General features: G+C 74.5%; 14 protein-coding genes and 1 pseudogene. 6 read left to right on the top strand and 9 right to left on the bottom strand.

The genetic code is table 11. The annotated features are described in order from the left end of the window. Nucleotides 1-240 precede the first annotated feature (240 nt). Nucleotides 241-1,911: a phospho-sugar mutase gene (locus CP974_RS19460; protein ID WP_031133668.1), complete on the top strand. Its 1,671-nt coding sequence runs from the start codon at nucleotides 241-243 to the stop codon at nucleotides 1,909-1,911. Between the two features lie 209 nt (nucleotides 1,912-2,120). Here CP974_RS19460 and CP974_RS19455 read toward each other — a convergent pair whose 3' ends face one another. The 3 genes from CP974_RS19455 to CP974_RS19445 form a co-directional block, all read right to left on the bottom strand. After that, the gene (locus CP974_RS19455) at nucleotides 2,121-2,714 is read right to left on the bottom strand and encodes a PH domain-containing protein (protein ID WP_031133666.1); all 594 of its coding nucleotides are present in this window, start codon (nucleotides 2,712-2,714) and stop codon (nucleotides 2,121-2,123) included. A gap of 138 nt (nucleotides 2,715-2,852) precedes the next feature. Beyond that, entirely contained in the window at nucleotides 2,853-3,398 is a 546-nt protein-coding gene (locus CP974_RS19450; RefSeq protein ID WP_031133664.1) for a DUF3291 domain-containing protein, read from the bottom strand. 451 nt (nucleotides 3,399-3,849) lie between these two features. Continuing rightward, a complete protein-coding gene (locus tag CP974_RS19445) occupies nucleotides 3,850-4,506 on the bottom strand; it encodes a hypothetical protein (RefSeq protein ID WP_031133663.1) in 657 nt (218 codons plus the stop codon). Nucleotides 4,507-4,776: 270 nt separating this feature from the next. Here CP974_RS19445 and CP974_RS19440 point away from each other — a divergent pair, with 270 nt between their 5' ends. Further along, nucleotides 4,777-5,115, top strand: coding sequence for a hypothetical protein (locus CP974_RS19440; protein ID WP_174887768.1), 339 nt, complete (start codon nucleotides 4,777-4,779; stop codon nucleotides 5,113-5,115). Between the two features lie 160 nt (nucleotides 5,116-5,275). Here the strand turns inward: CP974_RS19440 and CP974_RS19435 are convergent, their stop codons facing one another. The 3 genes from CP974_RS19435 to CP974_RS19425 all read right to left on the bottom strand — a co-directional run bounded on the left by CP974_RS19435 (nucleotide 5,276) and on the right by CP974_RS19425 (nucleotide 7,052). Further along, entirely contained in the window at nucleotides 5,276-5,797 is a 522-nt protein-coding gene (locus tag CP974_RS19435) for a cupin domain-containing protein (RefSeq protein WP_031133659.1), read from the bottom strand. 170 nt (nucleotides 5,798-5,967) lie between these two features. Then, on the bottom strand, nucleotides 5,968-6,177 hold the full coding sequence (locus CP974_RS19430) for a DUF397 domain-containing protein (protein ID WP_031133657.1): 210 nt from the start codon (nucleotides 6,175-6,177) through the stop codon (nucleotides 5,968-5,970). After that, nucleotides 6,174-7,052 carry a helix-turn-helix domain-containing protein gene (locus CP974_RS19425; RefSeq protein ID WP_031133655.1) on the bottom strand — a complete coding sequence of 293 codons (879 nt, stop codon included), beginning with the start codon at nucleotides 7,050-7,052 and terminating at the stop codon, nucleotides 6,174-6,176. The genes CP974_RS19430 and CP974_RS19425 overlap by 4 nt, the downstream gene beginning before the upstream one ends. A 155-nt stretch (nucleotides 7,053-7,207) precedes the next feature. Here CP974_RS19425 and CP974_RS19420 point away from each other — a divergent pair. After that, nucleotides 7,208-7,564, top strand: a pseudogene (locus CP974_RS19420) (ATP-binding protein); the annotation flags it as partial. A gap of 90 nt (nucleotides 7,565-7,654) precedes the next feature. Here CP974_RS19420 and CP974_RS30725 read toward each other — a convergent pair. Beyond that, the gene (locus CP974_RS30725; RefSeq protein ID WP_031137216.1) at nucleotides 7,655-9,043 is read right to left on the bottom strand and encodes a helix-turn-helix domain-containing protein; all 1,389 of its coding nucleotides are present in this window, start codon (nucleotides 9,041-9,043) and stop codon (nucleotides 7,655-7,657) included. Nucleotides 9,044-9,188: 145 nt separating this feature from the next. On the opposite strand from CP974_RS30725, the gene CP974_RS19410 reads away from it, so the two are divergent. Then, nucleotides 9,189-9,644, top strand: coding sequence for an ATP-binding protein (locus CP974_RS19410; RefSeq protein WP_223844465.1), 456 nt, complete (start codon nucleotides 9,189-9,191; stop codon nucleotides 9,642-9,644). Nucleotides 9,645-9,684: 40 nt separating this feature from the next. Here the strand turns inward: CP974_RS19410 and CP974_RS19405 are convergent, their stop codons facing one another. Together CP974_RS19405 and CP974_RS19400 are read right to left on the bottom strand one after the other, a co-directional pair. Further along, the gene (locus CP974_RS19405; protein WP_031133565.1) at nucleotides 9,685-10,209 is read right to left on the bottom strand and encodes a hypothetical protein; all 525 of its coding nucleotides are present in this window, start codon (nucleotides 10,207-10,209) and stop codon (nucleotides 9,685-9,687) included. Between the two features lie 122 nt (nucleotides 10,210-10,331). After that, nucleotides 10,332-11,063, bottom strand: coding sequence for an SDR family oxidoreductase (locus tag CP974_RS19400; protein ID WP_031133563.1), 732 nt, complete (start codon nucleotides 11,061-11,063; stop codon nucleotides 10,332-10,334). A gap of 96 nt (nucleotides 11,064-11,159) precedes the next feature. On the opposite strand from CP974_RS19400, the gene CP974_RS19395 reads away from it, so the two are divergent. After that, nucleotides 11,160-12,113: a helix-turn-helix transcriptional regulator gene (locus CP974_RS19395; RefSeq protein ID WP_031133561.1), complete on the top strand. Its 954-nt coding sequence runs from the start codon at nucleotides 11,160-11,162 to the stop codon at nucleotides 12,111-12,113. Between the two features lie 302 nt (nucleotides 12,114-12,415). After that, complete coding sequence (locus CP974_RS19390) at nucleotides 12,416-12,697, top strand: chaplin family protein (RefSeq protein ID WP_051839679.1); 282 nt, start codon at nucleotides 12,416-12,418, stop codon at nucleotides 12,695-12,697. The last annotated feature ends 227 nt before the right edge of the window (nucleotides 12,698-12,924 follow it).

Here is a 12,924-nt window from a genome sequence, read left to right as displayed (position 1 = left end):
GCCACGCCCCTCCGGGCGGGCACCCGTCGCCGCCGCCCGCCGGCGCCCCGGCCCGGCGCACGCCCGGGGCGATGTCGGGCAACGGCGGTCACGGGGTACGAGTCCCCCGCACACCCCCACGCGGCCCCACGGCGCGGCCCGCGCGACAGCCTCCCGCACCGACCACCCCTCGGGCGGGGCGGCGAGCGCGCGGAAGCCCGCAGGCGACCCGCGTACGACGACACCAGAGAGGCAGACCCCGTGCAGCAGAACCCGCCGCAGGACCAGCAGGACCTCCTCGCGCAGGCCGAGGCGTGGCTGGCCGAGGACCCGGACGAGGAGACCCGCGGCGAACTGGCGCGGCTGCTCGCGGACGGGGACCTCGGCGAGCTGGCCTCCCGCTTCTCCGGCACGCTGCAGTTCGGCACGGCCGGGCTGCGCGGCGAGCTGGGCGCGGGGCCCATGCGGATGAACCGCTCGGTCGTCATCCGCGCGGCGGCGGGCCTGGCCGCGTACCTGAGGGCCAAGGGGGAGTCCGACGGCCTCGTGGTGATCGGCTACGACGCCCGCCACAAGTCGGCCGACTTCGCCCGCGACACGGCCGCCGTGATGGTCGCGGCGGGCCTGCGGGCGGCGCTGCTGCCGCGCCCGCTGCCGACGCCGGTCCTCGCGTACGCCATAAGGCACCTGGGCGCGGTCGCCGGCGTCGAGGTGACCGCGAGCCACAACCCGCCCCGCGACAACGGCTACAAGGTGTACCTGGGCGACGGCTCGCAGATCGTGCCGCCCGCGGACGCGGAGATCGCCGCGGAGATCGCCGCCGTGCGGTCGCTGGCGGACGTGCCGCGCGCCGAGGACGGCTGGGAGGTCCTGGGCGACGAGGTGCTGGACGCGTACCTGGCCCGTACGGACGCGGTGCTGACGCCGGGCGGCCCGCGCACCGCGCGCGTCGTGTACACGGCGATGCACGGCGTGGGCAGGGACGTGGTGCTGGCCGCGTTCCAACGGGCGGGCTTCCCCGCGCCGGTCCTGGTGGAGGAGCAGGCGGAGCCCGATCCGGACTTCCCGACGGTGGCGTTCCCGAACCCGGAGGAGCCGGGCGCCATGGACCTGGCGTTCGCGAAGGCGCGGGAGGCGCGGCCGGACATCGTGATCGCGAACGACCCCGACGCCGACCGCTGCGCGGTGGCCGTGCCGGACGCGTCGGCCGAGGCCGGGTGGCGGATGCTGCGCGGCGACGAGGTGGGCGCGCTCCTCGCGGAGCACCTGGTGCGCAAGGGCGCGAAGGGCGTGTTCGCCGAGTCGATCGTGTCGTCGTCCCTGCTGGGCAGGATCGCGGCGGCGGCGGGCGTGGGGCACGCCGAGACCCTGACCGGTTTCAAGTGGATCGCCCGCGTCGAGGGCCTGCGGTACGGCTACGAGGAGGCGCTCGGCTACTGCGTCGACCCCGAGGGCGTACGCGACAAGGACGGTGTCACGGCGGCGCTGGTGGTCGCGGAGCTGGCGTCGGAGCTGAAGGAGCGGGGCCGCACGCTGACGGACCTGCTGGACGACCTGGCCGTCGCGCACGGCCTGCACGCCACGGACCAGCTGTCGGTCCGCGTCGAGGACCTGGGCGTGATCGCCGACGCGATGCGCCGCCTGCGGGAGGCGCCGCCGACGGTCCTGGCGGGGCTGGCCGTCACGCGGGCGGAGGACCTGGCGCGGGGCGCCGGGGACCTGCCGCCGACGGACGGGCTGCGGTACCACCTGGAGGGCGAGTACCGGGCGCGGGTCATCGTGCGGCCGAGCGGTACGGAGCCGAAGCTGAAGTGCTACCTGGAGGTCGTCGTCCCGGTGCCGGACGCCGCGTCGCTGGCGGACGCGCGGGAGCGGGCGGCGCGCACGCTCGGGTCGCTGAAGCGGGACCTGGCGCGGGCGGCGGGCATCTGACCCGTACGGGCGGGGGCGCGCGCACCGTACGCGCGACATGTGCCGAGGGGCGCCGGGAGGACCCGGCGCCCCTCGGCGCGTACCGCTCTGGACGCGTACCGCTCTCGGCGCGTACCGCTCTGGACGCGTACCGCTCTCGGCGCGTACCGCCCCTGGCCACGTGCCGCCTCTGTGCCGCCCCCGGGCGCCTGCCGCCCGGCGCGTGCGCCTCAGCCCAGGGCGAGCAGCACGACGAGCGCGACCAGCCCGACGAGGGCGGGGACGATGAACCCGTACGCCCACCGCACCTCGGGGTCGCCCTTGGCGGTGGGGCGGACGGCGTTCTGCTCGGCGAGCGTCCGCAGCTCCTCGACGGTGGCCTCGGAGCCGACCAGGTGCTTGCCGCCGCTGCGGACGTTCAGCTTGCGCTGCCGCATGGAGACGGGCACGGCCCACAGCTGGTACTTGGCGCCGTCGCGGGTGACGACCTCGGTCGAGTAGGTCGACCTCAGCTCCGCCACGGCGGCCCAGGGGACGACGACGGTACGGAAGGGGTTGCGGACGCGCAGCCGGTCGTTACCGGCGTAGACGGCGGGCCGGAAGGTGAAGGCGGCGACGAGCGGCACGCCCAGCAGCAGCGCGGCGAGCGCGGTCCACGGCGTGAGCCCGTCCCCGCGGAACACGGCGTCGCCGCCCATCCACAGCCCGATGCCGAGCAGCAGCACACCGCCCACCATGGCCATCGGCGACCGGTAGACACGGTCGGCGGAGGCGGACTCGGAGGGCTTCCCGGACTCTCCGGGCGGCTGTGCGGGGCTCGTCATGGCCCCGATTGTGCCTCACGCCCCCCAGCGCCCCCACACACCGGCCCCCGACCCCGCCCCGGCCGCAGGGCCCGGCGCCGACCCGGTGGAGCTTCGGGGCACCCCGCCCCCGCTCGGGCGGGCGGTCGCGGGGGACCTTCAGTGGTCGTGCCCGGTGCCGTCGGTCCTGGTCGGGGTCCCTTCCGGGCTGAACGCGTGACGGAAGGTGAAGGCGTGCGGCGCGGGACCGTGGGCGTGGAGGTGCTCCAGCCGGGACACCCCGTCCTGCCAGGTGGGCGTCACGTCGTCGGAGACCCACCAGATCACGTGGTTCGGATGGTCCGACCGCTCGAACCAGTCGTAGCGCCTGTTCAGCGCCTCTCGGTGCGGGCCGGTGTAGACGGCGTCGAAGGCGGCGCGCGGGCCGGTCCAGAGCGAGAGCGTCGCTGCGAGGGCGGTGGTGTCCGCCGCACGGCCCTTGCCGTACCAGGCCGGTACGGCGAACTCCCCCCACGGGCCCCAGTCCGCCCCGAAGAGCACGCCCCGGTCGCCGTCCGCCGCTTCGGCGCGTGCGAGGTACCCGGGGTGCCGGCCGATCTGCCGGTAGACGGCCTCGCCGCGGTCGTAGAACTCGCGCGTGAGGGGCGCGGGGTCGGCGAGGGGGGACTTCAGGACGCCGAAGGTGTACAGCACGAGACGGGGCATGCGTCTCTCCCTGGGTGGGGGCCCGAGGTGGACCCGGTGCGGTGGCCGGCGCCCGGCTGCGAGGGCTGTGGGGCGTGGCCGACGCGGTCGCGTCGGGGTGACCGGCCTGAGGGAACGCCCCCGCGACCGTGGGCGGTCGCGGAAGACGGGGGCGAAGGTAGCCGCCTGCCACGGGCCGTGTCGAAGTTGCGTTTTGCCTGCTCGGATGGCCTCTCGCACCGGGCTTCGCGGGGCTCGGCCGGTGCGGGGGTGACGGTGGTGGTGACGGGCGGAGCAGGCCACGGCCGCGCGCCACGGGGCTGCGGGGGCTGCGGGGGCCACGGGGGCTACGAGGGCCACGAGGGCTACAGTCACGCACCGCTATCGGCCCGCGAGGCAGCCCGGCCGTGACTCGAGCCGTTCAGGTCGGCCTCGACCGACGCCGTCCCCCGCCCGCACGCGCGACGCCGCGCTACGGCGCCGGGGTGGAGGACGGGTCGCGCAGGCCCTCCTCCATCAGCCGGGCCGCCGCCTCGACGACCTTCCCGAGGGTGCGGTCGACGCTGTCGCGCTCGCTGCCGTACGGGGCGAAGGCGGTGACCTCCAGCAGGAGGTTCCCGTCGCACAGGACCAGCTCGCGGCCCGGGCGGCCGTTCTCCTCGATGCTCCGCCAGTACGCGGAGCCGCCCAGGGCGACCGGGTCGCGGTGCTGCGCCCGGTCCAGGTCCTCCTTGACCCGCTTCCTGTGGCAGGCCGGCCCGACCCGCTCGTACAGGTCCGCGCTCGTGCTGAGGAGCCACAGGTCGCCGCCCTGCGCGGCCCTGCCGTTCGTCTCGTGGCAGGAGACCTGCCGGTACGTCTGCGGCGTGCCGTCCTGGGACGAGTCCTCGCGCGGCTCGGTACGCAGGGAGTCGGTGCCGGCGCGGAACGTCATGCCGTCCACCAGCGGCTTCTCCTCGAGCAGGGCGCAGGGGGTGCGGGTGAGCACGTGCATGCGGGTGGAGGGGGCCGTGCTCCGGCCCTTGTCACCGCCACCGGCGCCCCCGCCGCCGTCCGCGCCCGAGCACCCCGCCGCCGCGAGGGACAGCAACAGCACCAGCCCCACGGCCGCCTGCCCGGCTCGCCTCATCCGTGTCCCCCTCCGCACCCGCGCCCTGTCCGAAAGGCGCGCTCAACTGGCGTACCCATCATGCCGGTTGGGAGCCGATCGAGCAGGTGGAACCGACGAGACGCCCTCAACCCCATGCGCCGACCGGTTGACCGAGATGCCTCTGGGCGCCTCGTGCCGAGCTGTCGGAGAATGCGCGAGTACGGCCATGCAAGCCCGAAACGTATCCAAGCGAAGGGTTCTGGCGTGAAAGCAGTACGCGGTATCGGAGCCGTGGCGATGACCATCGCCATGGCCGGCGGGGTCTCCCTGGCCACGCAGGGGACGGCGCAGGCGTCGCCTGGAGCCGTCACGGCGCGGGCGGCGGCGGACACCTGCAGCTATCCGTATGTGTGCCTCTTCAAGAACGGCGTGAAGATCGGCCAGTTCAAGGACGTCACCAGCACCTGGCAGAACCTGCCGTCCCGGCCGTCCGGCCCGAACCTGGTGGTCCAGAACACCCGCAATGACGACGTCGCCTACATCCGCTGGTCGGGCGGTTCCACGACCTGCATCCCCCCGAAGCGCAGCTTCACCGTCTCCACCGGTACGTTGACGGGCATCAGGATCTCCAGCGCCGCCACCTGCTGACGGCGGCCCGGCGCTCAGCGGCCCGCTTCCGGGCCCCGCTGGTTCCGGCACCCTCCCGGAGCGGCCGGCCGCCGCTTGCGGGAGGGCGCGTCGGTGCCGGGCCCCGCGAGCCGCGAGGGCCGGGCTGGTGGCGTACGGACGCGCGCCGCCGTGCCGCCGGTCAGGCGGAGCCGTCCGGAACGGCGCGCCAGACGGGGCTGTCGACGTAGTGGTTGTCGAAGCGGTCCGCGGACTCCGCGATCTCCTTGGGATCGGCCTCGCCCCGCATCACCCGCCCGAGCAGGCGCAGGTAGTCGAAGCGGCCCATGCCGGGGGTGAACACGAACAGGACGTCCGCCTGAGCACCGGGCGCGGCGGCGAAGGCGTGCGGGGTGTGGGGCGGCACCGCCAGGAAGTCGCCCGCGTTCAGGACGGTGACCTCCTCCCCCACCAGCACCCGCAACGATCCGCTGATCACGAAGAACAGCTCGGTGGCCTTGGTGTGGAAGTGCGCCGGCGCCCCCGCCGCCCCCTCGGCGAAGCTGGACCGGTAGGCGGTGAAGCCGCCCTGGGCGCCGTCCGACTCGCCCAGCAGGGTCATCACACTGCTCGGGTCGGCGCAGGTCTCGGCGTCCGTGCGGCGGGTCAGTACCGCCTGGAGGGGCGCGGTGGTGGCGGGCGGGATGCGCGTGTCGTCGCTCATGGACACGACCCTAGGACCGGAAGTGACCGCTGGCCCTGGCCAATCCGGACCGGACCGCATGGGCCAATCAGGCGCCACCGTACGGGCGTGCCCGGCGGCTGGGTACGGCGGAGGGTACGCCTCCCGCCACCCCGCACCCAGCCGACCGGCGCGGGGCACGCACGAGGTGTTCAGCGCCCGGAGGCGTACGCCACGAACCCGGCCCAGCTCTCCGCCGCCACGGAGAGACGGGGGCCCGCGACGTTCTTGGAGTCGCGGATGTGGACGGTGCCGGCGGTTCCGGCGATCTCGACGCAGTCGTTGGGATTGCTGGTGTCGCTGTAGCTGCTCCTGAACCAGACGAGCCCGTCGGGTTCGTCGGCGTGACTCCTGCGGTTCATCCCTCTCCCCACATGTCCTCGATGAAGGCCAGCGACTCCCTGGGCGTGAGCGCCTGCGCCCGGATGGTGCCATAACGCAGTTCAAGGACGCGCAACTGGGCCGGAGCCGTGACGGGGCGTCCGCCGTACTCGTCATCGGTACGCCCCACCGCCGAGCCGTCCCCGAACTTGAGAATCTGGATCCTGCCGCCCGTCCCTGAGTGCTCCCAGCGGTCGTTCGGCATGACCTGGATCGCGACGTTACGCATCCGCGCCACCTCCAACAGACGTTCGAGCTGGCGGCGGTGCACCATTGTTCCCCCAATGGGGCGGCGCAGTGTCATCTCTTCCAGGACAAAGCTCAACTCCGGCTTCGGGCAACGCTCGTAGATCTCCTGCCGGGCCATTCGCGCCGCCACCGCACGGTCCAGCTCGTCCTCGGACAGTGCCGGCTTGCGCGTGCCCAGCAGGGCCCACGCGTACTGCTCCGTCTGCAACAGTCCGTGCAGCGCGTGGCTTCCGTACGACAACAGCTCCACCGCCCTGGCCTCGAGTTTCGCCAGGTCGCGGATCTTCTTCGGGTACCGGACCTCCTCCACGTCGGCCTTCATCGCGGCGATCAGGCCGCCCGCCTTGAGGGCGCTGTCCGCCCTTTCCAGGTACTCGGGGCGCGGGATCCGCTTGCCGGCCTCGACCTTGTAGACCAGGTCCTCCCCGTAGCCGATCAGCCGCCCGAACTCCCCGGCCCTCAGACCGGCGGCCTCGCGGCGCAGCTTCAGCTGTCGCCCCACCGTCGCGACGACGGCCGCGCCCGACTCGTCGTCCGGGTCGACCTCCCAGCCCGGTTCGTCCGCGTCCACCTCGAGCCGCTGGGTCCCGTTCACTTCCGCCGTCAACCGCTTCACCTCCGACGTACCACCGCAACCGTGCACGCCCTGCCCGCGCACCTCCGTCGACAGGCAGGACAGGCGCCGTCCGGCACCTGACAGTGACTGTACGCACGCACGAGATCACTGGCGGACACGATGACTCCGCAGCCACGATCTGTGACATGAACCACACCGACACCGTTCTGCCCCCGCCCACAGGCGAGTTGAGCATGAAGCTGCCCTCCTCGCGGGCGGGTGCGCGGCTCGGGCGGGAGCTGGCCGCCGCCTGGCTGCGCGACCACGGCGTGCACCGGGAACAGGCCGCCGACGCCCTCCAGATCGTCGCCGAACTCGCCGCCAACGCGGCCGTCCACGGACGCGTACCCGGCCGGAAGTTCCTCCTGGTCCTGCAACTGCAAGACGACGGTCACGTCCTGCGCATCGAGGCGACGGACACGCGCGCCGAAGCCGTACCCGTCCCCCGGGTGCCCCCACCCGACAGTGAGCACGGCCGCGGCCTGCTGATCGTCACCGCACTCGCCGACCGGTGGGGCCTCGCCGAAGGCCCGGCACCCCGCAAGACCGTCTGGGCCGAACTGGACCTCGGGTGTGCGGATCCGGAACGGAGGTCAGGCCGTGCCGGCGGTGAGGGCGCCGGTGCGGTGGGCGAAGGCGCGTACGCCGGGGAGGGTGCGGTCGTGGCGCAGGAGCCCGGCGGTCAGGGCCCGGACCGGGCCCCGTCGGACCTCCTGGGGGGCGGCCCGTTCGGCGGCCAGGAGGGCCCGGTAGCAGCGGTCGGGCTTGCCCCACTGGCCGAAGGCGCGGGCCACGTCGATCCAGTACCGGGCCTGCCGCTCGGTGGTCGGCAGCGCGGCGGGGTCCACGCGACGGGCGTGCTCGATGGCCTGACCGGCGTCACCGAGTAGATGGCTGACGGAGATCCTGTGCAGCAGGACCTGGCTGGGGCCGAAGACGCTGCCCCGGAGCTGCGCGTCGTGACCGAGCTGCCGGGCGGTCGCCTCGGCCTCGGCGATGAGGACGTGCGCGGTGTGCCGGTCGCCCTGCTTGGCGGCGGTGTAGGCGGCGGTGGCGTACAGATCGCCCTGTACGGAAAGCCGCTCGGTCACGTCGCAGGTACGGTCGGCGGCGAGCTGCCGGGCCGCCGCGACGGCGACGTCGGCGGCGCGGGCATGGTGCCCTTGGCGGCGCCAGGCGGAGGAGACCATGCGGTGCGCCTCGGCGACGGTGAGGGCGTCCGCGCCGCCGAGCGCCGCGGTGAGGGCACGGTCGGCGGTGACGGCGGCGAGGCCGTCCTCACCGAGCTTGATGCAGAGCCGGGTCGCCGTGGTGTAGAGCTCGGCGACGGCGGTCGCCGCCTGCTCGGTGTGTCCGCTCGCGCCGAGGGCCTGGGCGAGTGCGATCCGGCTCGGCAGCGCACGGGCGAGGGCGTCGTAGCGGCAGGCGCCGAAGTCCTGCCGGGAGGCGCGGACCGCCGCGGTGACGGTGGCGGGCGTGGGGTCGGCGGTGGGGTCGGCCCCGTGAGGGCGGTGGAGCAGGAGGTCCACCAGGCCGGACATACTCGGCTGGTGGCGGGGCTGGGCCTGCGCGGCAGACGTCGGGGCGAGGACGGTGCTGGTGGTGGCTGCGGCCAGGGTCGCCAGGAGTTGTCGGCGTCGCACCGGGTCGTCTCCCCTTTCGCCGGACAGGGCGTGCGTCCCCACCCTAGTGGCGCCGGGCCCGTCCGACGCCTCGTGCTCGTGGCGCGGTGCGAGCCCGAGCAGGCGCGGCGGGATGTCCAGGCAGTCGGCGAGCCGCTGGAGGAGCAGGACGTCTCGCAGCGGCTGCTTGCCCCGTTCCATCCGGGAGAGCGAGGCGGCGGTGTAACCGACCTGCCGGCCCAGTTCGGCGAGCGTGATGTCCGCCGCGCGGCGGGTCAGCCTGACGATCGCGCCGGCGTCCCGGCGGGTGAGGGCGTCACGCATGGCCGCTGAGCGCCAGATCGGATGAGTGCTGTCCACTGCTCACCTCCTGCGGGACCCAGTCTCCCGGCGAGGCGCCTTGGGACGGGCCCGGTTGTACGTCCTTTGCACAGCGTGCAAACGAGGTACGCGGTGCGCGGTCGCGCCTGTCGCCGACGGGTCCGGGCGCGGTCTCCTCGTGCGCATGAACCACGACTTCCCTGACCTCCTCACGCGGCCGAGCAGCATGCAGATGAAGCTGCCCTCCTCGCGGGCGGGTGCGCGGCTCGGGCGGGAGCTGGCCGCCGCGTGGCTGCGCGACCACGGCGTGCACCGGGAACAGGCCGCCGACGCCCTCCAGATCGTCGCCGAACTCGCCGCCAACGCGGCCGTCCACGGACGCGTACCCGGCCGGAAGTTCCTCCTGGTCCTGCAACTGCAAGACGACGGCCACGTCCTGCGCATCGAGGCCACCGACACGCGCGCCGAAGCCGTACCCGTCCCCCGGGTACCCCCACCCGACAGCGAGCACGGCCGCGGCCTGCTGATCGTCACCGCACTCGCCGACCGGTGGGGCCTCGCCGAAGGCCCGGCACCCCGCAAGACCGTCTGGGCCGAACTGGACCTCGGCCGGGTCTCGTCCGGTTCCGCGTCCGAGTGAGGTCAGGGCGCTCGCGTGACCGTCGCGCCGGCGCTCCCCGCTACCCCTCGCACCCCACCCGCTCCATGCGCCGCAGCTCCCGCTCCGCCGCCTCCAGGTGGCCCAGGTCGAGGGCCATGGCGGCGCGCCCGGCGGTGTAGAAGACGTCCTCGCGGGCCCGGCAGTCCAGGTCCGGGCGGCGGCACAGGGCCAGGAACCGCACCTCCAGGCCCAGTTCGATCCGGCCCATCTCGTCCCGGACCGGGTCCGGGAGGGCGCCGTGCCGGAGGTCCTTGGCATAGTCCCGCGTCTGCCGGTCGGCCTCGTCGGGGCGGGCCTCCACGGGGCGGTAGGGGTGGTCGGCCCACTCCGTGTCGGCCCACCGCACGAGTGCGTCCAGGTGCCGCTGGGCGAGCTCCAGATCGGGGGGCGATGCGGCGAGGGCCGCCTCCGCGCCGTCGGCCAGCCGGGCGAGACGGCGGCGCGCGTCACCGTCCCCCGCCACGCACATCGCGACGAAGCCCGACAGCACGTCGAGCCTGCGCGCCACCTCGGCCCGCTGCCAGATCTCGTACAGGTCAGCCATGCACCGTCCCCCTCCGCCGAGCGCGCCGACCGCGTCGGCGCAGCGCACCCTACGACGCGAGGGGGCGGGCGGGTCCAGTGGTCATCCACCGGGCGGTCCGTGGCCCGCGACGGCGGGCTCCGTCACACCAGGCCGCCGTCGGCGACGAGGTTCTGGCCGGTGAGCCAGGCCGCGTCGGGACTGAGCAGCAGTGCCACCACGGCCGCGATGTCCGCGGGGGTGCCCACCCGGCCCAGTGCCGTCATGTGCGCCACGCCCGCCACCGCCTCCGGGGAGGCACCGGTGCGGAGCATGTCGGTGTCGGTGGGTCCGGGTGACACCGCGTTGACCGTGATCCCGCGCCGCCCCAGCTCCCGTGAGGCCACGCGGGTCAGCTGCTCGACCGCCGCCTTGCTCGCCGCGTACACCGCCTCGCCCGCGCTGGGCCACGCGGTGCCGGTGGAGGAGACCGTGACGATCCGACCGCCGTCGCCCATCCGGCGGGCCGCCTCCCGTACCGCGAGGAACGCGGCGCGCGCGTTGACCGCCATCACCCGGTCGAACGCCTCCGCCGTCAGCGCGCCGACCGGAGTGTGGTCGATGACGCCCGCGTTGTTCACCAGGGCCCACAGCGGTCCCGCGCCATGGTCGGCGAAGACCCCGTCGGCCGTGGCGAACAGCCGCTCCACCTCCTCGGGCCGCGCCACGTCGGCGCGTACGGCGACGGCCCTCCCGCCGCATGCCTCCTCCACCTCGCGGGCCGCCCGCTCGTCGGAGACGTAGGCGAACACCACCGTGGCCCCGTCGCCCGCGAGCCGTTCGACCACCGCGCGCCCGATCCCGCGCGACCCGCCCGTCACCACTGCCGCCTGCATGAAGATCCCCTTCGGTACGTGTGCTGTACGACGCGGGCACACCATGGCAGCCCTCGCGGAAACCGGGCTTCCGCGACGCGCGCGAGACTGGGCCGCATGACGAGGAGAGATCCCGCCGCGCGCCTGCTGCGGCTGCTGTCACTGCTCCAGAGCCGCGTCGACTGGCCGGGCCCGGAGCTGGCCGGGCGGCTCGGCGTCAGCACACGGACGGTCCGCTCCGACGTCGAACGGCTCCGCGGCCTCGGCTACCCGGTGACGGCGACGTCCGGTACGGCCGGCGGGTACAGGCTGGGGCCGGGCGCCCGGCTGCCGCCGCTGCTGCTGGACGACGGGGAGGTCGTCGCGGTGGCGATCGGCCTGCGTACCGTCACGGCCCAGGCGGTGGAGGGCATCGAGGAGACCGCGCTCCGCGCGCTCGGCAAGCTCGAACGGGTGCTCCCCGCCCGGCTGCGACCCCGCGTGTCCGCTCTGGCGGCGTCCACGGTGCCGCTTCCCGGCGGCGGCCCGCCCGTCGATCCGGACGTGCTGGCGGCGCTGGCCGCCGCCTGCCGGGAGCGGCGGCGGGTGCGGTTCGACTACCGCGACCACCACGGCACGGCCACCCTGCGCGACACCGAACCGCACCGGCTCGTGTCGACCGGACGCCGCTGGTACCTGGTGGCGTGGGACGTGGAGCGCGACGGCTGGCGGACCTTCCGCGTGGACCGGCTGACACCCCGTACGCCGCCGGGCCCGACCTTCACGGGCCGGCCCCTGCGGCCGGGTGAGGCAGCCGAGATGGTGACCCGGGGCGTGGCCTCGGCCTTGGGCCCCTGCCGCACGGTGGCGACCGTCCGCGCGCCGGCCGCGCGGGTCGGCGAACTGGTGCCGCCGGTGGCCCGGGTGGAGGACCTCGACGGCGAGCGGTGCCTCCTGCACATCGGCGCGGCCACACCGCTGAGGCTGGCCGTGTACCTCGCGGCGCTGGGCCTGCCCTTCTCGGTGGAGGGCCCGCCCGAGCTGCTGGACGCGCTGCGGCAGGTCTCCCGGCACTGCGCGAACGCGGTGTGAGCCGCCGCTTGCGGACGCCGATGGGCCTCTCGTCCGGGGGTGAGGCCCCGCTCGGGCCTGCGCTTCCACGCCTCTCGTGGCGTGCCGGCCCCCGTGCGGGCTCCCCGGCCCAGCCCAGCCTGTGTGGCCGTCGGGGCGGACCGGGATGGTCCGAGCGGAGGCGACGAAATGCCCCCTCGATCGGCTTAGCCTGGCCAATCACATGATCGACCCGAGAGGTCGGAAGGTCGTACCCACCGCGGTGCGCCGTCGTTGAGCAACCCATGATGACTCGCGTTCTGACTCGCGGAGCCGTTGCGACGGTGACTCTCCTGGGGGCCGCCCAGATGGCGTCCCCAGCCTGGGCCGGTGGCGTAGGTGACGTCCTGTCACCCGCCTTCGGCACCGACTGCGCCAACCACCACGGGACCCGAGCCGACGGGATCACCACCCACGGCACCGGAGCCGCCAACGGAAATCTCGCCGGGCTGCCTCTCGGCAGCCCCTTCAACCAGTGCGGCGGCGCCGACACCGGGCTCGGGTTGGTCAACCAACGCAACATCCCCCTCAGTGTGCCCATCGACGCCGACCTGATCCCCCTCTAGGGGTGGGCGCGCTGGTCGCGACGATCCCGTGACGGCTGCGGCCGGGACTGTCCGGCCGCATCGCCCATCGAGCCGGGCGTGCGGGGTCGCGGCGCCCGTTCACGCTGTTGCCCCTGCCGCTTCCAGGGTCAGGCGGCCTTCCGCCGGGCGCGCCCCTCCGGGCGTACGGCGGTCGGTTCCGGTGCCGGAATCGACGGCGTGACGATGGGCCTGCACGACGGTGGCGT

It is taken from the genome of Streptomyces fradiae ATCC 10745 = DSM 40063 (assembly GCF_008704425.1).
In the GTDB taxonomy this organism is placed as follows: domain Bacteria; phylum Actinomycetota; class Actinomycetes; order Streptomycetales; family Streptomycetaceae; genus Streptomyces; species Streptomyces fradiae.
The sequence above is the reverse complement of the archived record's forward strand: the minus strand, read 5'-3'. Positions and strand labels throughout refer to the sequence as shown.